Origin of the sequence: Xanthomonas cassavae CFBP 4642, from assembly GCF_000454545.1 — a bacterium.
In the GTDB taxonomy this organism is placed as follows: domain Bacteria; phylum Pseudomonadota; class Gammaproteobacteria; order Xanthomonadales; family Xanthomonadaceae; genus Xanthomonas; species Xanthomonas cassavae.
Genome location: NZ_CM002139.1, coordinates 5,098,428 through 5,118,832, shown reverse-complemented (window position 1 = coordinate 5,118,832; position 20,405 = coordinate 5,098,428). Strand labels below are relative to the sequence as shown.

The window sequence follows — 20,405 nt, the reverse complement described above, 5'->3', positions numbered from 1 at the left end:
GCCGGTGGCACGCCATGACGTAGGAACCGCGCATGCCGATCAAGAGCGGCCCGAACCCAATCGGCAGCTACCAGGCAGGCGCGGCCGGCACTCGGTGCGGCACGCGCCATTGGTCCCTTGCGGTTGGTCTGCGTGTTCACCGCCTGCCTGACAACGGCACGCTCGGTGTTGCTGGCCGCTCCAAATGCGCAGCGCCGTGCCTCTGGCGCTCAGCGCGCCGCCGGCTCCAGCGTCAGCAGCACCACATCGTTGCTGCGCATCGGCACGTTGATCTCGACCACGCCGTCGGCGCCCACGCGCACGCGGCGATCCTGCTCGGGGGCATCGCGCGTGGCCTGCTGCAGCTGCGTCAACTGACGCGGCGCCAGGTCCTTGGGCATGCCCATGTCGATGTACAGCGACAGCGGGTCGTTGCGCCGGTAGCCGGTCTTGCGCACCTGCAGGCGGTACTCGCCGGCCGGCACCTGGGTCATGCGCAGCCGCAGTGGCGCGCTGTCGGTGGCCGCCACCAGCTTGGTATAGAACGGCGTATTGCTCACCGCCTGCACCGGCTGCTGCCAATCCCACACCAGCGCGGCAATGCGCTTTCCATCCACCGCGGCCAGTGCATGCGCATCGGACAGCGGAATGGCGCGGCCGCTCAGCGCGTTCAAGTACTTGTAGGCAAACCAGGCCGGCTTCCGAATGCCTTCGCGGTTCATCAGCCCGAATCCACCGTGGAAGGGCGTCGGCGGCGGGCCGGGTTCTTCGAACAGATCGGTATAGGTCCAGTAATTCATGCCCTGCACCAGGCCTTGCACCTGCTTGAGCTTGGTCAGGATGTACGGCGCGCTGATGTAACTGTCGTGGACGAAATCGCGCGGCGTATAGCTGCTGCTCCACTCGGTGAAGTACAGCGGCAGGTCCGGAAACGGCGAGGCCTGGATCTGCGCGCGCACCCGGCGCACATCGCCGACGATGGCGTCCGGCGATGCGGACAGCTTGGTGTCCTGCTTGCCGTTTTCATCGAGAAACCCGCCATCCACGCCATAGGTATGCGTGGTGACGAAATCGATCGGCAGCTTGTTCTTCGCAACAAAGGCCAGCAACTCCGGCACCCAGGCGGCACCCGCCGTCGATGGGCCGCCGACGCGCAGCTGCGGATCGATCGCCTTGATGGTGCGCGCGGTGTTCGCATACAGATCGAAATAGGCCTGCTGGTCGGCGTTCTCCCAGAAATCCTTCAGGTTCGGCTCGTTCCAGACCTCGAAATACCATTGCCGAACTTCGTCGGCGCCGTAGCGCGCACGGATGTGCTGGATGAAGGCATTGATCAACTGCGTCCACTTGGCCGGATCCGGATGCGAGGTGTTGCCCTTCCAGTAGAACAAGGTCTGTTCGGAGGTCTTCATCGCATTCGGTGTGAAGCCCAGTTCGACGAACGGGCGAATGCGCTTGGCCAGCAGCGCATCGTAGAGCTGGTCCAGCTTGGTCCAGTCATAGACAAGCTTGCCATCGACCTCCTTCACCGTGCCGAGCGCGTCGTGAAAGACGTCATGGAAGCGGATGTAGCGAAACCCCAGCTCCTGCACCGCGGGCACCAGATGCGCCTGGGTGTCGGGGCGGATCAGCGTGCCTGGGAAATCCGAGCCGACCGACAGATCATAGAAACGATCCACCGGCTTGGCGGCAGTGGAGAGATCCAGATCGATCGTGCGCGGTGAAGCGTCACGTGCCAGGGCCGGCAACGCCATGCCGCAGGCCAGTGTCATCGCAAGCAAGGTGTTCAACCGCATCGTCTGTCCTGGTAGCGGGTGCAGCGACCAGAGCGGTCTGCATGCGCGTCGAGCGCACACAACTGCCGTGTGGTTGCCGTTGCGAGGTGGTCAAGCGTAGCGGAATCCGTGTGGGCGCCATCGGGCGTTTGTGCGCCTTTCAAGCGGGGCAGCCAACACGGTAGCGTCCGTTGGCAGACATCTCGTTGGCCTGTGCGGTGAAGTGCCGTGTCGTTGATGCGGATGCCATGCAACGCAAGCGCCACCTGGCGTCACGCGCTCGCTGCCTGCCCCGGGCTGCAAGGCGTCGGCGTTGCTCTCCACGACTTCGGTACACCCGAAGCACATGTAAAGGACGCTTGACATGGTTGTCAGCGGCGCGCACTCTGAGTGTCAAGGGGACTTGACACAGGGGTGTGGGGTGAACAACGACCGGAACCGATCGTCTGCACGCGCGCACGATTGCAGCGCTGCGACGCTGCGGCCCCGCTTGGGCGCGGCCATGCGACAGCCGGCCTCGCAGTGCAGGGCGGCCAGTGTGTTGGGAGCTGCACGATGAGCGCAAAGACGGTGGCGGTCCGTGCGCTGCAGGTCGTCGGTGTCGTGCTGATCCTGCTGGGGTCTGTGCGGCGTCGGTTGCCGTGGCAGATGAGCGACTACACCCAGGGTCTGCTGATCGGCTGCGGCATCAGCGGTTTGCTGGTGGCCCTGATGCTGTACGTGGGGCGCGGCAGTCTGCGCGACAGCGCGCCGCCTGCGCTGGTGCGCCGCTACCGCAACGGGTTTGCGCCACCGATGCTGGGCTATGTCGCGGTGATGCTGTGCTGGAGGTACTTGCTGGCCAGTGTGGCGACCAACGCGATGCGTGTGCTGATTGCGCTGCTGCCCGCGCTGCTGTTGATGCTGATGATCCGCGCGGTGGCGCGTTTCGTGCGCGATTCGGATGAAATGCAACGCCGCATCGAGTTGGAGTCGATTGCCATTGCGGCCGGCCTGGTCGGCATGACCTATATGACCGCCGGTTTCCTGCAATCGGCGCACTTGATCGCGGTGCCGGCAGCGGCCGCGATGATCTGGGTGTTTCCGGCGCTGTGCATGACCGATGGATTCACCAAGGCCATCAACACGCGCCGTTATCAATGAACAGCCGCGTGCGTGCGTTGCGCGAGTCCAATGGTTGGTCGCAAGGCGAACTGGCCGAACAGCTGGGCGTCTCGCGGCAGACCATCAACGCGCTGGAAACCGGCAAGTACGATCCCAGCCTGCCATTGGCGTTCCGCATCGCGCGCCTGTTTGGCGAGCCGATCGAGCAGGTGTTTCTGTATGAAGAAGGTCAGTAGCTGCAGCGGTCACACGCGGCCGGCAGCACCGTCGGGGAACAGGCACTAGGAGAGGTGGAATGGGAAGACAACTTACGCTGGCCGCGCCGGTACTGGCCGCGATGCTGGCTGCCGGATGCCAGCGCGCGCAGGCGCCCGCCGGTGGCAGTACCGATGCATCTGCACCCGGCACGACGCAACCGCGCAGCGCGACCACGCCGACTGCCACCGGCAATCAGTACGGCCGCCTGCAGTTCGTACCGTGCACGCTCAGCTCCGGCAGCGCTGCGGGCAACATCGAGGCGCAATGCGCGCAATTGCAGGTCGCGGAAAATCCGGCCGCGCCGAAGGGGCGGCAGATCGCGCTGAAGATCGCATGGCTGGAAAGCGATGCCGGTGGTGGAACGACGCAGGACCCGGTGTTCTTCATTGCCGGCGGGCCAGGGCAATCGGCAACCGAGGTATCGGCCATCGCTGCAGCTGCGTTGCGTGAAGTGCGCAAGACGCGCGACATCATTTTGGTCGATCAACGCGGTACCGGCGGCTCGCATCCATTGCGCTGCGACCACCCCGATGGCACGCCGCTGCAGGCGCAGATCTCCTCCAACCCGGAGGCGATGCTGGCCTATGTGCGCCAGTGTGCGCTGGCGCTGAGCGCGTACGCCGATCCACGCTACTACACCACCGCCGAAGCGGTCGGCGATCTGGATGCGGTCAGGGCGGCCTTGGGTGTGCCGCAGATCGATCTGGTCGGCGTGTCCTACGGCACGCGCGTTGCGCAGCACTACGCCAGGCGTTATCCCGCGCATACGCGGGCGATCGTGCTCGATGGCGTGGCCCCCAGCGACCTGGTCATCAGTGGCGAGTTCGCACGCACCTTCGAAGACGCACTCACGCTGCAGGCCGAGCAGTGCCGTTCCAATCCGGCATGCCGCGCGCGCTTTCCCACCGATGTGCGCGCGCAGCTGCGTAGCATCATGGAGCGGCTGCGCAAGGAGTCGCCGGAGGTGGACTACCGCGATCTGCGGACCAATGCGGTCAAGCGCGATCGGGTGACGGCCGATGCGGTGATCGGGTTGGCGTTCATGTTCTCCTATGCGCCACAAAGCGCGGCATTGCTGCCGCTGGTGCTGGATGAAGCGGCCGCCGGGCGCTACGCGCCGTTGATGGCGCTGTCGCACATGGACATGCAGATCAACCAGCCGATGCAATGGTCGGTGGTGTGCGCAGAAGACGCGGATCGCTATCGTCCGGGTCCGGCGCACCAGGCGCTGTTGCTGGGCGAGGAAGTGCCGCGCAGCGTGTTTGCCGCCTGCCCGGTGTGGCCTACCGGCAAGCGCGCCGCCGACTTCACCGCGCCGCTGCGCTCGCAGGTGCCGGCGCTGCTGCTGTCCGGTCAGCTGGATCCGGTGACGCCGCCCCGCTATGCCGAGGTGGTGCTCAAGGGCTTGCCGAACGGCCGGCATCTGGTGGCGCCCGGCCAGGGCCACAGCGTCATGGCACTGGGCTGCATGCCCAAGCTGATGGCCCAGTTCCTGGAAAGCACCGACGCACGTGCACTGGACACGCACTGCGTGGCCGATCTTTCCGCCGTCCCCGCCTTCACCTCGTTCAACGGATGGGAACCATGAGCCGCATCGACCACGCCACGGAGGCGCACGCATGATCGTCGTCGAGAATCTGCACAAGTCGTTCAAGACCAAGACCGGCGTGGTGAAGGCGGTGGACGGGGTCAGTTTCAGCGCAGAAGATGGCCAAATCACCGGCCTGCTCGGGCCCAACGGTGCCGGCAAGACCACCACCTTGCGCATGCTGTACACGTTGATGTCGCCTGACCAGGGGCGCGTCGCCGTCGATGGCGTGGATGCCGCGCTCGACCCGGTGACGGTACGCCGCGCGCTAGGCGTGCTGCCGGATGCGCGCGGCGTGTACAAGCGGCTGACCGCGCGCGAGAACATCGCCTACTTCGGCGAGCTGCATGGCATGACGCGTGCGCAGATCGCGCAGCGCACCCAGCTGCTGGCCGGCGCGCTGGACATGGGCGACATTCTCGACCGCCAGACCGAAGGCTTCAGCCAGGGCCAGCGCACCAAGACCGCGATTGCGCGGGCGCTGGTGCACGACCCGCGCAACGTGATTCTGGATGAGCCCACCAACGGCCTGGACGTGATGACCACGCGCGCCATGCGTGGATTCCTGCAGCAACTGCGTGCCGAAGGGCGCTGCGTGATCTTCTCCAGCCACATCATGCAGGAGGTGGCGGCGCTGTGCGATCGCATCGTCATCGTCGCCAAGGGCACGGTGGTGGCATCCGGCAGCGCCGACGAACTACGTGCGGCCACCGGGGAAGACAATCTCGAAGACGCCTTCGTCAAGGCGATCGGATCGGAAGAGGGACTGCACGCATGAGCAAGACATCCCCGTTGGCCACCTTGTGGACGGTATTGCGCAAGGAACTGCGCGATATCTCGCGCGACCGCCGCACGCTGGCGCTGGCCTTGCTGCTGTCGCCGTTGCTGTATCCGATCCTGATCCTGGGCATGGGCGCGTTGAGCGAAAGCCGCGTGCGTACCCAGATCGACAAGCCGCTGGACATTCCCACGCTCGGTCGCGAGCACGCTCCCAATCTGGTGCGCTTCCTGGCCGCGCAGGGGCTCAACGCGGTCGCGCCACCGGCCGACATGACCGCGGCCATTCGCAACCAGGACGTGGATGTGGCGCTGCGCATCAGCGACAGCTATGCGCAGGACTGGCGCGAAGGGCGTCCGGCGCTGGTGGAGATCATCAAGGACAGCACCCGCCGCGAGGCCGACGTGCCGAGCATGCGCCTGCAGGCGGCATTGAGTGCCTACAGCCAGCAGGTGGGTGCACTGCGTCTGCTGGCGCGTGGCATCGATGCGCAGGTGGGCAGGCCGCTGGAAGTGGCCGCGCAGGACCTGGCCACCGCCGATGCCAAGCGCGGCCAGGTCATGGCGATGCTGTTGCCGGTGCTGCTGGTGATCACCTCGTTCCTGGGTGGCGCCTCGCTGATCCTGGACGCCACCGCCGGCGAGCGCGAACGTCAGTCGCTGGAGCCGTTGCTGGCCACGCCTGCACCGCGCGGTGCGATCGTCAGCGGCAAGATCGCCGCCGCCTGCGTGATCGGGATGGTGTCGTTGCTGCTCACCTTGCTGGCGTTCAAGCTCAGCGCGCAGTTGTCCACCTCCAACCTGGGGCGCCAGCTCAATGTTGGCTTCGTGCCGATGCTGCAGATGCTGTTCATCCTGGTGCCGATGCTGTTCGTGGGGACCTCGTTGCTGACCTATCTGGCCGCTGCGGCCAAGAGCATGAAAGAGGCGCAGGCGCACATGACCTGGCTGCTGCTGCTGCCGATGCTGCCGGGCTATGCATTGATGGCGTATCCGCTGAAGACGCAGCTGTGGCACTTCGCGGTGCCGTTCCTGGCGCAGAACCAGATGCTGCTCAAGGTGATCCGCCACGAGACCATCAGTGCGCAGACCTGGGCGGTGTATCTGCTGGCCGGCTTCGGCGTGGCGGCGGTGCTGTGGTACGCGGCGGTACGTCGTTACCACCAGGAACGCCTGGCCATTTCGGGGTAGGTGCTGCTCGATGCTTCTGCCGCGTGCCCCAGTCGTTCCGCATCCAGCGTAGGAGCGGCCGGGGCCGCGATGGAGCGTTACCGATGGCGATGAACGCGTCGTCGATCGCGGTAAAGCCCTCGCGGCCAGGTCCGCTCCTACAGGATTGCGGCGGTTGAGGGGATGCCGGTGCGCGGATGCCACGGCATTTCGCGTTGGTCGGCGCGATGCGCTGATCGTCAGTGTCCTGGCGGCACACGATTCACCCATGCAGCGCCATTGCAGCAAGGCTTCCGCCTCCCGCATCACTCGTTCGGCATCCAACGTAGGAGCGGCCCGGGCCGCGATGGAGCGTTACCGATGGCGTCGCATCGCTATCGCTGATGCAACCAGATGCATAAAGGCCCGCAGTGCTGCGGGCCTTTGCGTGTCTACTCTCGATGGCGTCGATCCGCAGCGGCCAATGGGCAGGTAGCTCGCGCTGGAGACTGTTCCCGATCCCAGTTCCAGTTCCAGTCCTAGCGCCGGGCTCTCCACTCGGCGCGCGGACTCAGCAGCCGCATCAACCGCCCGGATTGAACGACAGCGTGCGGCGGGTGGTCACCGGTGCGGCCACCGGTTCGAAGCGCCAGCGCTTCACGGCGTTGAGCGCTTCGCGATCGAACACGCGCGGCGGGTTGGCCCGCAGCACGCGCGAGGCGGTGATCGAGCCGTCGGTGCCGACGGTGAGTTCCACCAGCACTTCGCCGGAGGTGCCGGCGCGCAGCGCTTCGGGCGGGTAGCGCGGTGCCGGGGTGCTGATCGGGCGCAGTGATTGCGCCGCCGGTGCAGCGGCCGCGGCCGCCGGTGTGGGGCGCGGTGCGGCGGGCGTCGGCGTTGCCGGTTCGGCAGGCCGTTTGGCCGCGGCCTGGCGCTCGGCTTCGGCCGCCTGCTGGCGTGCGGCGTCCTGCTGGGCGGCAATCTGCTGGGCAGCGGCAGCTTCGCGCGACTGCTGTTCGGCCAGGCGCTTCTGCTCGGCGGCCTGCTTGGCCTTGTCCTCGACCAGCTTCTTGGCCTGCTCGGCATCCTGCTCGGAGCGGCTGGCGGCGGTCTTCATGCCGGTTTCCAGGCCGCTCTTCAGGCGCGGCAGTGCCGGTGCCTTGGGGTCGACCTTTTCGATCAGCGCGATCAACCGCTGCGCCTCGGGGAATTCTTCGCGGCTGATGCCCTGTTCGGCGGCGATCAGGGTGTACGGCAGCAGGTCGGTCAACGCGCTGTTGACGGTGGCGTCCTGCGGCTGCTTCTCGCGCAGCGCCAGGTAGTACTCCACCGCGTTGTCGCCGGCCGGGGCGTACATGCGGTTGTCCTGCAGCGCCTTGGTGGCCGATTCGCGCAACTGGTCGGTGGCCATCGACTGCACCTGCGGCGACACCGCGGTGGCCGGCGTCGGCGCCTGCGTGGTCGGCGTGGTGCCGGCAGCTGGCGTGGTGGTGGCGGCCTTGTCTTCCTGCTTGGAGCAGGCAGCCAAGCCAACCAGCAAAATGACCGGCGCGATCCGGCGTGCCATACGGCCCTGTGTCAGATCCAACATGCGTCCCCCTTACCCCGAGTGCGAAAGATAGCGTTGCGGCGAGCGCCGGCCATTGTTCCCGCAATGGACGGCAATGCCGCAATCTAGCATTGCTGGGGCGGTGTAAGCCAAGGGTTGCGCATGCCGGATGCGAAATTCATCGTGCCGGGGGCGCCAGTGCGGCGTCGGCCGGCAGCCGGGCGGGCGGGGCGGGCAGCGGGGCGGCCGGGCAATGGTGTCGCAAAAAGTCCGCATGTGGCGGCAACCTGGTCACGGTGGCGTCCACGCGCTGGCGGATGCCCTCCAGAAAATGGCTCAGCTCCGCATCGCCCATCAGGTCGGCCACCGGGTGGTGCTGACGGGGCGTGATGCCCTGGCCCAGCATCACCTGCACCCACGAATTCTCCGCGAACAATTCGTTGGCGCGATGGAACACCCGCCCGCCCTCGCGGAACAGCGCGATCCGGTGGCGCAGCGAGTCGGGGATGTCCATGGCGGCGCAGTCGCGCCAGAACGGCGTGTCGCGGCGATCGGTGGCGTGGTAGTGCAGGATCACGAAATCGCGGATATGGGCGATCTCCTCGGTGGCCTGGCGGTTGTATTCGGCGATGTCCACCGGATGGATGACCTGCGGAAAGGTCTGCAGCAGGCGCACGATGCCGCGCTGGATCAGATGGATGTTGGTGGACTCGATCGGCTCCAGGAAGCCGCTGGCCAGCCCCAGCGCCACGCAGTTCTTCTCCCACACGCGGTGGCGCTGGTTGGGGGTGAAGCGCAGCGCGCGCGGTTCGGTCAACGCGCGTCCCTGCAGGTTGCGCTCCAGTACCGCCCGGGCGCTGTCCTGGTCGGTGTAGCGGCTGGAATAGACGATGCCGTTGCCCACCCGGTGCTGCAGCGGAATGCGCCACATCCAGCCCGACTGGTCGGCGCGCGCGCGGGTGTAGGTCACCGGCGGGCCCACCGACTCGGTCTGCACCGCCAGCGCGCTGTCGGCGAACAGCCACTGCGACCAGTCCTCGCTGCCCACGCCCAGCGTCTTGCCGATCAGCAAGCCGGCAAAGCCGGTGCAATCGATGAACAGGTCGCCCTCCACGCGGGCGCCGTTCTGCAGGGTCAGCGCGGTGAGGAAGCCGCTCTCCGGGTCGGTCTCGACCTGGCCGATGCGCCCCTCGATGCGCTGCACCCCCAAGCCTTCGCTGAAGCGGCGCAGGAAGCGCGCATACAGGCCGGCATCCAGGTGGTAGGCATAGTTCATGCCGCCGCTGGGCAGGTGGGCAAACCGCCCTTCCTGGGTGGCGCGCAGTTCCAGGCAGTAGTCGCCGAAGTCGCGCGCCACCCCGCGCTGCTGGCCCTTCAGCCAGAAGTGGTGGAAGCCTGCGCTCCAGTGATCGGTGCCGGTATGGCCGAAGGAGTGGATGTAGTGCCTGTCCACATCGCGCCAGTGCTCGAAGGCGATGCCGAGCTTGAAGGTGGCCTGGGTGGCGGCCATGAAGGCAGCCTCGTCGATCTCCAGCAGGCGATGGAAGGTGACCAGGCTGGGGATGGTGGCTTCGCCCACGCCCACGGTGCCGATCTCGTCCGATTCCACCAAGGTGATCTGCAACTGCCGGCCAAGCAGCTTGGACAGGGCGGCCGCGGCCATCCAGCCGGCGGTGCCGCCACCGGCGATGACCACGCGCCGTACCGGGCGCTGGCGTGGATCGGAAGCGGCGGCAGGGTCCATCGGCAATCCTCAGCGATTCAAACGTTGCAGCAGCCGTGCGCGCAGGGTGCGGGCACGGGTGTCGTCCATCGGCGCCAGCACGCCGCGCGCGGCCTCGGGCACGTGGGCGGCGGTGTGCGCATCCGGCTCGAACACGTAATGGCGGAACACCTCCTGCCAGGTGGCGCGCTGCTCGGGCGGCAGGTCGCGCACGGTGAGCAGCGCCAGCATCAGCGCGTTCATCGGCGAATCCATATAGGCCGGGCTCTGTCGCCACCAGAAATTCACCAGCACGTTGAAGCCGTCCAGCGCCTGGACGTGATGCCACCACATGCTGGGAATGAACAGCGCATCGCCCGGCTCCAGTTCGGCCACCACCGCGTGCTCCAGCGCCTGGGCATAGCGCGGAAAGCGCTGCAGATCCGGCGCGGCGATGTCCACCAGGCTGATCGGCTGCCCGGCCGGGGTGAGATCCAGCGGGCCGATGTAGAGATTGGTCAGCTGGTCCGGCGGAAACAGGGTGAAGCGGCGGCGGCCGGCGACCACGCAGGCCAGGTTGTCCGGCAGGTCCTGGTGGGCGGCGATGCGGGTGCGGTTGCCGATCCAGATGCTGCCCAGCGGCGCGGCCTGCCCCAGCGCGATCGGGTTGGCGGCACGCAGGCCGGGCAGGTAGGTGTCCAGCGTGGTGGAGCCGACATAGATCGCCGGTGGCTGGGCGCTGTCCAGGTCGCGCAGCAGCGTGTCCAGCACCACGCCCAGCGGCACGCGCTCGGGGCGGAAGTTGAATCCGCTCAGGTCCGCGTTGTAGAAGAAGCGCCCGCCGATCTCCGGCGGCCCGACCTGCGCCACCACCGCCTCGCCGCGATCGAAGCCGCGCAGGTACGCGGCGGCGGCCTGCGCGGACTGCGCGCCGGCGCGGGCCAGCGGCCAGTCGCCTACCAACCCGCGCAGCACCAGCGGCGTGGGCGAGCGCAGCAGTGCCGGATCCAGCTGCTGCGCATCCAGGCCATGGCGTTCGTCGATGGCACGCGGCTCAGCCGGCATGGCGGCGGTTGAGGCGTTCGAGCAGGTGACGGAATTGCGCGATCGAGGCCACCGCCATGTACAGCGGTTCCAGGTCGCCGTGGCGATGCAGGTCCAGCAACGCGGTATTGCCAAGCCCGCGCAGGCGTTCTTCGTGCACGGTGTGCAGGCCGGCCAGGCGGCAGTCCAGGCCATTGTCCAGGGTGGCCTCGAACACGAACGGTTCCAGCAGTTCGTAACGCAGCAGGCGTTCGACGAAGGCATCGCTGGCCGCCAGCCCATCGTGCAGCGTGCGCAGCAATTGGCTGATGTGATACAGAAAGTCGGTAGTGCCGCCATGTTCGCGGAACAGCAGTTCGCCGTCCTGGGTGCTCACGCGCGGGCTGTCCAGATCCACGTGCACCATCGGCCCTTCCGGTTGCTGGCCGATCAGGAACGGCTGGCGCTGGATCGCCAGCGGAATATACGGTGCATCCCAGCGCGCGCCGTCCAGGAACAGGTTTTCACCCAGGCGCAGGCCCAGCAAGGCCAGTGGCTGAAACCGCCTGCTGTCGCTGCGATGGAACACGATCGGGTACTGGCCCTGCAGCTGGCGGAATTCCTGCGGAAACGTCGCCGCCGACATCACGTCGTCGCCATAGGCGCCGCCGCGGGCGGTGATCACGCGCAGATCGCGGTGATCGAGATTGTTCAACAACACGGCATTGGTCATGGGGGTCGCTATATCACGCGGGGGCGCGTGGCCCATGCTTGGACATTTCCCCATCGCGCGGCAAGTGCCGGATGCGCCGCATCCGGGCACTGCGCGTGAGGGTTGCAGCAGCGTCCCGCCAGCGGTGCCGCCGGGACGCGTGGTACAGGCCTCAGATCACCAGAACTTGTAGCGCAGGCCCAGCATGTAGCGCGGGCCGGTCTGGGTGGCATACACGATCTGGTTCGGGTGCCGGCCGTGCTGACGCTGCACTTCGTCGGTGAGGTTGATCGCCTCCAGACTCAGCGACAGGTTCTCGTTCCACTGGTAGCCGATGCTCAGGTCCAGCTGGCCATAGGCTTCGGTATAGACCGGGTTGGGCTGGCCACTGCCGTCGAAGCGCGCAGCCAGGAACTCGTCGCGCCAGTTGTAGGCCGCACGCACCTGCCACTTGTCCTTGTCGTAGAAGCCGACCACGTTGGCCGAATCGCTCAGGCCTTCCAGCGCGAACTGCTCGCCGATCACCGCATTGTTGTAGGTCAGCCCGGAGTCGACCATGGTGTAGTTGGCCGACACGCCGAACCCGCTGGCGCCGAACATGTGCTGCAGATTGAATTCCCAACCGTCCAGCGAGGCCGAGCGCTGGTTGGCCGGCGCGGTGATGGCGAAGTTGGCCACCGGGTCGCCCGGTTGCCCGCTGATCACGCCGGTGGCGTTGCCGTTGGCATCGTCCGCACCCCGCACCACGCCCGGGGCGCTGCCGCGGTTGCGGAAGATGTAGTTGCGGATGCAGGTCAGGTCGGCCGAGGCGCAGCCGTTGGCCAGCGCTTCGTTCCAGTACGCACCGCCAATCGGGGTGTTCAGGCCCAGCGAGGTGTCGTTGCGCGTGGTCACGCCGATGTAGTTGTCGATGTTCTTGCGGAAGAAGCCCACCGAGGCGTAGCTGGCATCGTTGTAGTACCACTCCAGCGAGACATCGATGTTGTGCGAGAGCAGCGGCTTCAGACCGGGGTTGCCTTCCTGGCCGGTGCCGCCTTCCAGGCGCGCGATCTGGTTGAGCGTCTGCCCGCCCTGGATGTCGCCCCAGCCGGGACGGCCGATGGTTTCGCCGTAGCTGCCGCGCAGCACCAGGTCTTCGGTGAGCTTGAAGCTCAGGTCCAGGCTGGGCAGCCAGTATTCGTACTTGCCGCTGGCGCCGGAAAACGCCGAGTCGGCCAGGCGGATCGGCAACTCGTTGTTGGCGACCCAGTCGATGCCCACCGCCACCGGCACCAGCGCCTGCGCGTCCACCTTGGTTTCTTCGTAACGCACGCCCGCGGCCAGGCTGATCGGCACGCGCAGATCGTCCCAGCTGTTGTTCCACTGCAGATAGGCGTTCTTGGATTTTTCGGTGACGCGGCGGTCGGTGGTGAACACCGGCGAGATGCGGTACAGCGCGTCATCGCCGGCAGCTTGCGCGGCAGCCTGACGTGCACGCTCGAAGTCGAACAGGAACAACTGGTTGAACTGCGCCGGATTGCCGCTGCCATCGATCGCATCGAAGTACTGCGCGAACGAGCTCGGAATCCACAGGTCGTCCGGATAATCGGCCGCAGTGCCGTTGCCGCCCCAGGTGTCGCGCTGCACGTTGGAGAACGCCGAACGGTTCTTGACCTCGGTGCTGCCGATACCGAACTTCAACTGCGAATAGTTTTCGAAGGTGAAGTCGCCGTTGACCTGGGCCTGGTCGATCTCCGACTTCATGTAGCTGTTGCGGAAGGCCGAGCCGGTGACCAGCGTACGCGAGGGATCCAGCCCGTTCAGCCCAAAGCCCAGCTGCTGCTGCAACACCGGGAAATCCTTGCTGAAATCCACCACCGAGGTGCCGCGATAGAACCCGGACACGCCCAGCGAGTTGCTCGACCCGTACGGGCTGTCCGCGCCGGCTTCGGCGGTGGAGCGGTGGATGTCGAAGTTGAGCTTGAACTGATCGTTCACCGCCCAATCCACGTTGAAGCCCAGCGACTTGTTCTGGTTGCGCGTGGCCGCCTTGGAGCCGGCGGTGGCCAGATCGCTGGTGGCCGGATCGACGATTTCCGAATAGGTGATGGGACCTGCCACCGGACCGTTGGTCCAGGCGCTGGCCGACGGGCCATAGTTGAACCACACCGACATCTCGTTGCGCTGCTGCTGGATCTTGTTTTCCGAATACGTGTAATCCAGCGTGGTGGTGATGTTATCCAGCGGCTTGTACTGCAGCACCAGCTGGCCGTTGGTGCGCTGGCGTTCCACGCCGACCACGCGGTAGTTGAGGTTCTGCGGCACCGAGTAGATATCGTTCGGACCAGGGCGGTTGACGATGTTTTCCGAACCCGGCGCGCCCGGCTGCGGAATGGTGCCGTAGGCGGTGGAATCGCCACGGAACGAGCGCCAGCCGTTGGGCACGCCGACCTGGCTGTAGCCGAAGTCGCGTTCCTGGTAACTGCCGCTGAGCGACACGCCAAAGCGGCCATCGTCCGAGGTGGTGCTGAAGATGCCGGAGATTTCCGGCGTCAGCGAATCGCCCTGCAGGCGGCCCGGCAGGTTCTCGTTGGACGCATCGTGCACGCCCTTCAGACCCACGTTGGCATGCATGCCCGGGTTGTCCAGCGGCCGGGCGGTCTTGATGTTGATGGTCGCACCGATGCCGCCGGTAGGCGTGCTGGCACGGCTGGTCTTGAACACCTCGATGCCGGAGATCGATTCGGACGCCAGGTTGGCGAAGTCGAACGCGCGCGAGTTGGAGGCGTTGGATTCCTCAATGCTGGCGCCCGGCATCTGGCGGCCGTTCAACAGCACCAGGTTGAAGTCCGGGCCGACGCCGCGCACGGTGACGCGCGAGCCTTCGCCCAGCGAGCGGTCGATCGACACGCCGCTGATGCGCTGCAGCGATTCGGCCAGGTTGGTATCGGGGAACTTGCCGATATCCTCGGCCACGATGCCGTCGACGATGCCCTGCGCATCGCGCTTGACGTTCATCGACGAGGTGAGGCTGCCGCGGATACCGCTGACCTGGACGGTATCGAGGGTGGCAGGGTCGGCCTGGCTGGAGCCGGGGACGGTAGAGGCCGACTGCGGCGCCGGCGCGGTCTGCGCGGCCAGCGGAGTCGACAGGGTAAACAGCAGGGCAGACGTCAAGCGCCGCGTGCGCGGCAGGGTGCGTAGCTCTCTCACGATGATTCCATCCCCAAGCGAAGAAAAAACCGGCCCCGAACGGGACAGGCAAAGGTCAGTGGTGCAATCGCGCATTTGTTAGCGCCGGCTTAACAAAGTCAATTTGCAGTGCAGCATCGGCCGCGAGCCAATGGCGTCACACATCGTTGCAGCGCCGGCAATCGCTTGGTCGTACCATCAGGCGTCGATGGCATGGCAGGAGTCGGGAGTGGTCATTCGGGATTGGCACGGCGGTAACGCTCATGCGCGTGCGAATCCCCAATCTCCACTGCCGAATCTCGTCCCGAACAACTATCGCCCCGACCGACAGGGCCAAGCGCAGGGTTGGCTTGGCCGCAAGCCAGCTTGCAGCGCGTTGACGCGTGGCGATGCACGCTGCTGGCCCCGTGTTGTCTCAGCCGCGCATCACCCCTTACGTACCGGAGCACGCATGATCGACCTGTATTACTGGCCCACCCCCAACGGCCACAAAGTCACCTTGTTCCTGGAAGAAGCCGGGCTGGACTACACTCTCAAGCCGGTCGACATCGGCAAGGGTGAGCAGTTCGAGCCGGCGTTCCTGCAGATTTCGCCCAACAACAAGATGCCGGCCATCGTCGACCATGCGCCGGCCGCTGGCGGCGCACCGCAGAGCGTGTTCGAGTCGGGTGCGATCCTGCTGTATCTTGCCGAGAAGACCGGCCGCTTCCTGCCACGCGACGCCCGCGGCCGCATCGCCGCACTGGAATGGTTGTTCTGGCAGATGGGTGGTCTGGGCCCGATGACCGGCCAGATGGGCCACTTCAACGTCTACGCGCCCGAAAAGATTCCTTACGCAATCGACCGCTACAACGCCGAGGTACGCCGCCTGCATGGCGTGCTCGACAAGCGTCTGGCCGATCATGCGTTCCTGGCCGGCAACGATTACGGCATTGCCGACATGGCCAGCTACCCCTGGCTGGAAGTCTATGGCGACCTCAAGCCCGACTTTGCGGCATTTCCCAATCTGCACCGCTGGCACGCCGCCATCGCCGCCCGCCCGGCCACCCAACGCGCGTACGCGCTCAAAGAGCAGGTTAACCCCAACGCAGGCAAGCCGCTCAGCGACGAAGAGCGCAAGCACCTGTTCGGCAAGCGCTGAAGTTCGCGTCGGGCGAGGACCCGACGCGACCCTGGCGCGCCGCGTCGGCAGAGGCATGCATGTGCATTGCGACGCGGCGCCTGCCCGCCCTGCACCGCTTGCCTGAGGTATGGTGTGGCTTGGGTAAGCGACCGGCGGTCGCCTACAACTGGCGTTGCACTTCGCGCATGCCCACATCTGCGGCACGCCGGAAGGCGGTTTTCACCAACGCGCAGTCCTTCTCTGACACGCCCAGTTCCTCAAACACTTCGCGCCACGCACGCACCGCACCTGCAACGCGATCGATCAACCAGGCCGCCCGCTGCTGGTTGATTCCGAAGTTGCCATGGCCGGCCAGGGCGTTGTCCAGCGTGGCCCACCGTCCCCTGGGGCCCACTCCGAGGTGCAGAGTCCGCTCGCTGCCGACCTGCGGCTTGGGCACTACGTCGTACAGCGGGCTCAGGTTCCATGCGCCATCGTCGTGGACGAAGGCGTGGTTGCGCAGATGATCGTCATCGTTGGTGACCAGGATGTTGAACACCATGCGGGCGAATAGTTCCTCGCGCTGGGCGGCCACTTGGCCATCAGTCGCCCAGTCTTCGATCACGCGGACGATCTGTGCATAACTCGCGTCCGGGGACTGCTGTTCGGAGAGCCCCAGCATCGTGAGGGCGCTGACCGTGTGCCGGCGCCCCATTCCGCCAGCGACAGGCATCCGGTCGAAACGCTCGATTAGCATGACTTGCCGGCCATCGGCCAAGGTCTGCAACGCAGTTTCGGGGACGGACAGCCCTGCCCGCCGTGCCAGCTCCAAGGTGGCACGCTCCACGCCAGGCACGTTGAATCTGTCGCGCATAGAGGGGAACTTGGCAATCCATTCACGCCCGTCATGGGTAATGGTGGCTTTCGGTCGTGCTCCACCCAGGGAAGGGGCGCCGACGAAATAGTTCTCCAGCGCCTTCGGCACTGGTAGCCCTTCCTCCACCCGCTCGGCGGCCGCTACCAGGTACTGCAGGTCGATCGCGGCGGGCATTCCTGCATTGTCCGGCGTGCTGTCCAAGTCGGGCCGCACGTCGAGCGCGCCGACCCGGTTGCTGCCGGCCAACAGCATGTACTGGGATTCGGGCAGCCCGTTGGCGGGAACCCCCAGTCGGTTCTCGATCACACGCCTGCCCCAGTCATCGGGAGTGGCATCGCGCAGGGCGCCGAACATGCTCAGGCCGTTGACCGGCACCTGTTCGCCAGCTGCATCGGCCAATGGCAGGGAGACTGGATCAACAGCGATCGCTGCCGGCGCGTTCCGGTTCGGGTAGCGCCGGCCGTAGGCGAACCGCGAGGCCTGCAGTTGGATACCCTGCTCGAACAGCGTCACCAGTCCGGCAGGGACGGCGGTCGTTTCGCCAGGGAGATGCACGAAGACATAGGGCATGTCCTAGAAGTCCATGTCAGGTGCGTCGGGACGCACCGGTCGTTTGGCGCGCGTGCTATCGAGGATTGCTTCAGAAGCGGGATCACTCAACTGCGCGAGTTTGGCTAGCAGCCCCAGCCGCTCGAATACCGCGAGCCAAGTGCCTAACGAGGCACCTAAGTTGCCTTGCTCGATACGGCTCATGGTGGCAGGGCTAATCCGGGCGCGCTCGGCCAGACTCAGTTGGGACCAGCCACGTGCAATCCGGGCGTTCTTCACCAATGTGGCCAAGTGCCGCGCGGTTTGCTGGCTGGCAGGGGTGGTATAGACAGTCTCGAGACGGCGCATATATTTCATAAATTATATGAACTCCGGTCAATCATATCATTTAAGAAATTTTCTGCCAGTTGGAGGTGGTGGGCATACCATGCCACCAAGCGGGATGGGCCAGGCACCTCATTGGCCAGTGGCGACACACGACAGGATAGGAAATTTCATAAATTATAAGAAATATGGATATTCATATCATTTAAGAAATATGAATGGCCTTGGCCGGGATTGCTGCCTCGGGCTGCTCAGACCCTGCCAAAGTCCCACTCCGTCAGCCGATCTGTGACCATTCCTCGCGCGTCGTATGTCTTCGACCACTAGCACCTCATGGACATGTTCCCTGCTACCGCCATCACAGCCACATCAGCTATCTCCGTCCTGCAGGATTGCAATGGCCTGGGACCGGCAGTCTGCTTCCCGGGATGGCCACCGCTTCTCAAACCCACACCGCCCCTGCATCCTGTCCGCGTACTCCCGCCAGGATCTTTGATGCGCGCCCTGTTCGCCGCCCTTGCCCTCATGCTCAGCACCGTTCCCATGGCCCACGCCGAAAAACTCACCCTGGAGGCCATCACCGGCCCATTGCCGCTGTCCGGCCCGACGCTGATGAAACCCAAGGTGGCCCCGGACGGCGCGCGCGTGAGCTTCCTGCGCGGCAAGGACAGCGACCGCAACCAGCTGGACCTGTGGGAATACGACATCGCCAGCGGCCAGACCCGGCTGCTGGTCGATTCCAAGGTGGTGCTGCCCGGCACCGAGACCTTGAGCGATGTCGAAAAGGCCCGGCGCGAACGCCAGCGTATCGCCGCCTACGCCGGCATCGTCGATTACCAATGGGCGCCGGATGCGCACGCGCTGCTGTTTCCGCTCGGCGGCGAGCTGTATCTGTACGACCTGCGCAAGACCGGTGCGGCGGCCGTGCGCCAGCTTACCCATGGCGAAGGCTTTGCCACCGATGCCAAGCTCTCACCCAAGGGCGGTTTCGTCAGCTTCGTGCGTGCGCGCAACCTGTGGGTGATCGACCTGGCCAGCGGCAAGCAGGTGCAGCTGACCGGTGACGGCAGCGACACCATCGGCAACGGCGTGGCCGAGTTCGTCGCCGACGAAGAGATGGACCGCCATACCGGCTACTGGTGGGCGCCGGACGATTCGGCGATCGCCTTCGCGCGCATCGACGAATCCCGCGTGCCGGTGCAAAAGCGCCCGGAGGTGTATGCCGACCACACCGAGGTGGTGGAGCAGCGCTATCCGCAGGCCGGCCAGCCGAACGTAGCCGTGCAACTGGGCGTGATCGCCCCGCGCGCAGGTGCGACGCCGCAATGGATCGACCTGGGCAAGAACCCGGATATCTATCTGGCAAGGGTGGACTGGCGCGATGCGCAGCGGCTGACGTTCCAGCGCCAGTCGCGCGATCAGAAAACCCTTGAGCTGATCGAAATCACGCTGGCCAGCGGCGTACAGCGCACTCTCATCACCGAAACTTCGCCCACCTGGGTGCCGCTCACCAACGATCTACGGTTCCTCAAGGACGGCCGCTTCATCTGGAACTCTGAGCGCAGCGGCTACGAGCACCTGTATGTGGCATCGGAAGACGGGCGCACGCTCACGCCGCTGACGTCCGGCCCCTGGGTGGTCGATGCGCTGCTCGCCGTCGATGAGCAAGCTGGGCAGGTGTATTTTTCCGCCAGCAAGCAATCGCCGACCCAGACCCACATCTACGCCGTGCCGCTGGGCGGCGGTGCGATACAAAAGCGTTCTGCCATCCACGGCACGCATGCGGCCAGCTTCGCCAGCAATGCCAGCGTGTATGTCGACACCTGGTCCAATACCACCACCCCGCCGCAGATCGAACTGTTTCGCGCCAATGGCGAAAAAATCGCCACGCTATTGAACAACGATCTGGACGACCCGCAGCATCCCTACGCCAGGTACCGCGACGCCCAGCGCCCGATCGAATTCGGTACGCTCGGCGCGGCCGACGGCAAGACACCGCTGCAGTACCGTCTGATCAAGCCGGACAACTTCGACCCGGCCAGGCGCTACCCGGTCATCGTTTACGTGTATGGCGGCCCGGCGGCGCAGACGGTACTCGATGCCTGGCCCAGTCGCGGCGATGCCTTGTTCGATCAGTACCTGGCGCAGCGCGGCTACGTGGTGTTTTCGCTGGATAACCGCGGCACCCCGCGGCGTGGCCGCGATTTCGGTGGCGCGCTGTACGGCAAGCAGGGCACGGTGGAAGTAGACGACCAGTTGCAAGGCGTGGCCTGGCTCAAGCAGCACCCCTGGGTCGACGCCAAGCGCATCGGCGTACAGGGCTGGTCCAACGGAGGCTACATGACGCTGATGCTGCTGGCAAAACACAGCGACGCCTATGCCTGCGGCGTGGCCGGCGCACCGGTCACCGATTGGGGCCTGTACGACACGCACTACACCGAGCGCTACATGGACCTGCCGGCCGGCAATGCCGCCGGTTATCGCGATGCGCGTGTCGCCACCCACCTGGACGGCCTGCACGCCAGGTTGCTGTTGATCCACGGCATGGCCGACGACAACGTGCTGTTCACCAACTCCACCGCGCTGATGAGCGAGCTGCAGCAGCGCGGCACCGCATTCGAGCTGATGACCTATCCCGGTGCCAAGCACGGCTTGTCCGGCAGCACCGCCTTGCATCGCTACAAGACCGCGGAGGCATTCATCCAGCGCTGCCTGATGCCCTGAGCGGCCGGCAATCGGGTGCCGGGGAGACGGAACTGCAGTGGT

15 protein-coding genes are annotated in these 20,405 nt (G+C 65.8%); 7 read left to right on the top strand and 8 right to left on the bottom strand.

Going from position 1 to position 20,405, the window contains the following annotated elements:
• Positions 1-209: 209 nt before the first annotated feature.
• The gene (locus XCSCFBP4642_RS0122850) at positions 210-1,775 is read right to left on the bottom strand and encodes a GH39 family glycosyl hydrolase (RefSeq protein WP_029221820.1); all 1,566 of its coding nucleotides are present in this window, start codon (positions 1,773-1,775) and stop codon (positions 210-212) included.
• A 534-nt stretch (positions 1,776-2,309) separates the two neighbouring features.
• Between XCSCFBP4642_RS0122850 and XCSCFBP4642_RS0122845 the strand changes: the two genes are divergently transcribed.
• Genes XCSCFBP4642_RS0122845 through XCSCFBP4642_RS0122825 form a run of 5 tightly spaced genes read left to right on the top strand, consistent with a single transcriptional unit; the run spans position 2,310 to position 6,672 of the window.
• On the top strand, positions 2,310-2,897 hold the full coding sequence (locus XCSCFBP4642_RS0122845; protein WP_029221819.1) for a hypothetical protein: 588 nt from the start codon (positions 2,310-2,312) through the stop codon (positions 2,895-2,897).
• Complete coding sequence (locus XCSCFBP4642_RS0122840; RefSeq protein WP_029221818.1) at positions 2,894-3,094, top strand: helix-turn-helix transcriptional regulator; 201 nt, start codon at positions 2,894-2,896, stop codon at positions 3,092-3,094. Before XCSCFBP4642_RS0122845 ends, XCSCFBP4642_RS0122840 begins: the two co-directional genes overlap by 4 nt.
• 59 nt (positions 3,095-3,153) lie before the next feature.
• The gene (locus XCSCFBP4642_RS0122835) at positions 3,154-4,704 is read left to right on the top strand and encodes an alpha/beta hydrolase (RefSeq protein WP_029221817.1); all 1,551 of its coding nucleotides are present in this window, start codon (positions 3,154-3,156) and stop codon (positions 4,702-4,704) included.
• A gap of 31 nt (positions 4,705-4,735) precedes the next feature.
• Complete coding sequence (locus tag XCSCFBP4642_RS0122830) at positions 4,736-5,482, top strand: ABC transporter ATP-binding protein (protein WP_029221816.1); 747 nt, start codon at positions 4,736-4,738, stop codon at positions 5,480-5,482.
• The gene (locus XCSCFBP4642_RS0122825) at positions 5,479-6,672 is read left to right on the top strand and encodes an ABC transporter permease (RefSeq protein ID WP_029221815.1); all 1,194 of its coding nucleotides are present in this window, start codon (positions 5,479-5,481) and stop codon (positions 6,670-6,672) included. The genes XCSCFBP4642_RS0122830 and XCSCFBP4642_RS0122825 overlap by 4 nt, the downstream gene beginning before the upstream one ends.
• A gap of 541 nt (positions 6,673-7,213) precedes the next feature.
• On the opposite strand, the gene XCSCFBP4642_RS0122820 is transcribed toward XCSCFBP4642_RS0122825, so the two are convergent.
• The 5 genes from XCSCFBP4642_RS0122820 to XCSCFBP4642_RS0122800 form a co-directional block, all read right to left on the bottom strand.
• The gene (locus tag XCSCFBP4642_RS0122820) at positions 7,214-8,221 is read right to left on the bottom strand and encodes an energy transducer TonB (RefSeq protein ID WP_029221814.1); all 1,008 of its coding nucleotides are present in this window, start codon (positions 8,219-8,221) and stop codon (positions 7,214-7,216) included.
• Between the two features lie 136 nt (positions 8,222-8,357).
• A complete protein-coding gene (locus XCSCFBP4642_RS0122815) occupies positions 8,358-9,923 on the bottom strand; it encodes a tryptophan halogenase family protein (protein ID WP_029221813.1) in 1,566 nt (521 codons plus the stop codon).
• A gap of 9 nt (positions 9,924-9,932) precedes the next feature.
• The gene (locus XCSCFBP4642_RS0122810) at positions 9,933-10,946 is read right to left on the bottom strand and encodes a cupin-like domain-containing protein (RefSeq protein WP_029221812.1); all 1,014 of its coding nucleotides are present in this window, start codon (positions 10,944-10,946) and stop codon (positions 9,933-9,935) included.
• Positions 10,936-11,637, bottom strand: coding sequence for a SapC family protein (locus XCSCFBP4642_RS0122805; protein ID WP_029221811.1), 702 nt, complete (start codon positions 11,635-11,637; stop codon positions 10,936-10,938). The genes XCSCFBP4642_RS0122810 and XCSCFBP4642_RS0122805 overlap by 11 nt, the downstream gene beginning before the upstream one ends.
• Before the next feature lie 156 nt (positions 11,638-11,793).
• On the bottom strand, positions 11,794-14,808 hold the full coding sequence (locus XCSCFBP4642_RS0122800) for a TonB-dependent receptor (protein WP_029221810.1): 3,015 nt from the start codon (positions 14,806-14,808) through the stop codon (positions 11,794-11,796).
• A 430-nt stretch (positions 14,809-15,238) separates the two neighbouring features.
• Between XCSCFBP4642_RS0122800 and XCSCFBP4642_RS0122795 the strand changes: the two genes are divergently transcribed.
• Positions 15,239-15,928 (top strand): glutathione binding-like protein, encoded by a 690-nt coding sequence (locus XCSCFBP4642_RS0122795; protein WP_029221809.1) that lies wholly within the window; start codon positions 15,239-15,241, stop codon positions 15,926-15,928.
• 142 nt (positions 15,929-16,070) lie between these two features.
• Here XCSCFBP4642_RS0122795 and XCSCFBP4642_RS0122790 read toward each other — a convergent pair whose 3' ends face one another.
• Together XCSCFBP4642_RS0122790 and XCSCFBP4642_RS25630 are read right to left on the bottom strand one after the other, a co-directional pair.
• Positions 16,071-17,141: a type II toxin-antitoxin system HipA family toxin gene (locus XCSCFBP4642_RS0122790; RefSeq protein ID WP_235048245.1), complete on the bottom strand. Its 1,071-nt coding sequence runs from the start codon at positions 17,139-17,141 to the stop codon at positions 16,071-16,073.
• A 198-nt stretch (positions 17,142-17,339) separates the two neighbouring features.
• Positions 17,340-17,672 carry a helix-turn-helix transcriptional regulator gene (locus XCSCFBP4642_RS25630; protein ID WP_029221807.1) on the bottom strand — a complete coding sequence of 111 codons (333 nt, stop codon included), beginning with the start codon at positions 17,670-17,672 and terminating at the stop codon, positions 17,340-17,342.
• 462 nt (positions 17,673-18,134) lie between these two features.
• On the opposite strand from XCSCFBP4642_RS25630, the gene XCSCFBP4642_RS0122780 reads away from it, so the two are divergent.
• Complete coding sequence (locus XCSCFBP4642_RS0122780; protein WP_029221806.1) at positions 18,135-20,363, top strand: S9 family peptidase; 2,229 nt, start codon at positions 18,135-18,137, stop codon at positions 20,361-20,363.
• Positions 20,364-20,405: the final 42 nt, after the last annotated feature.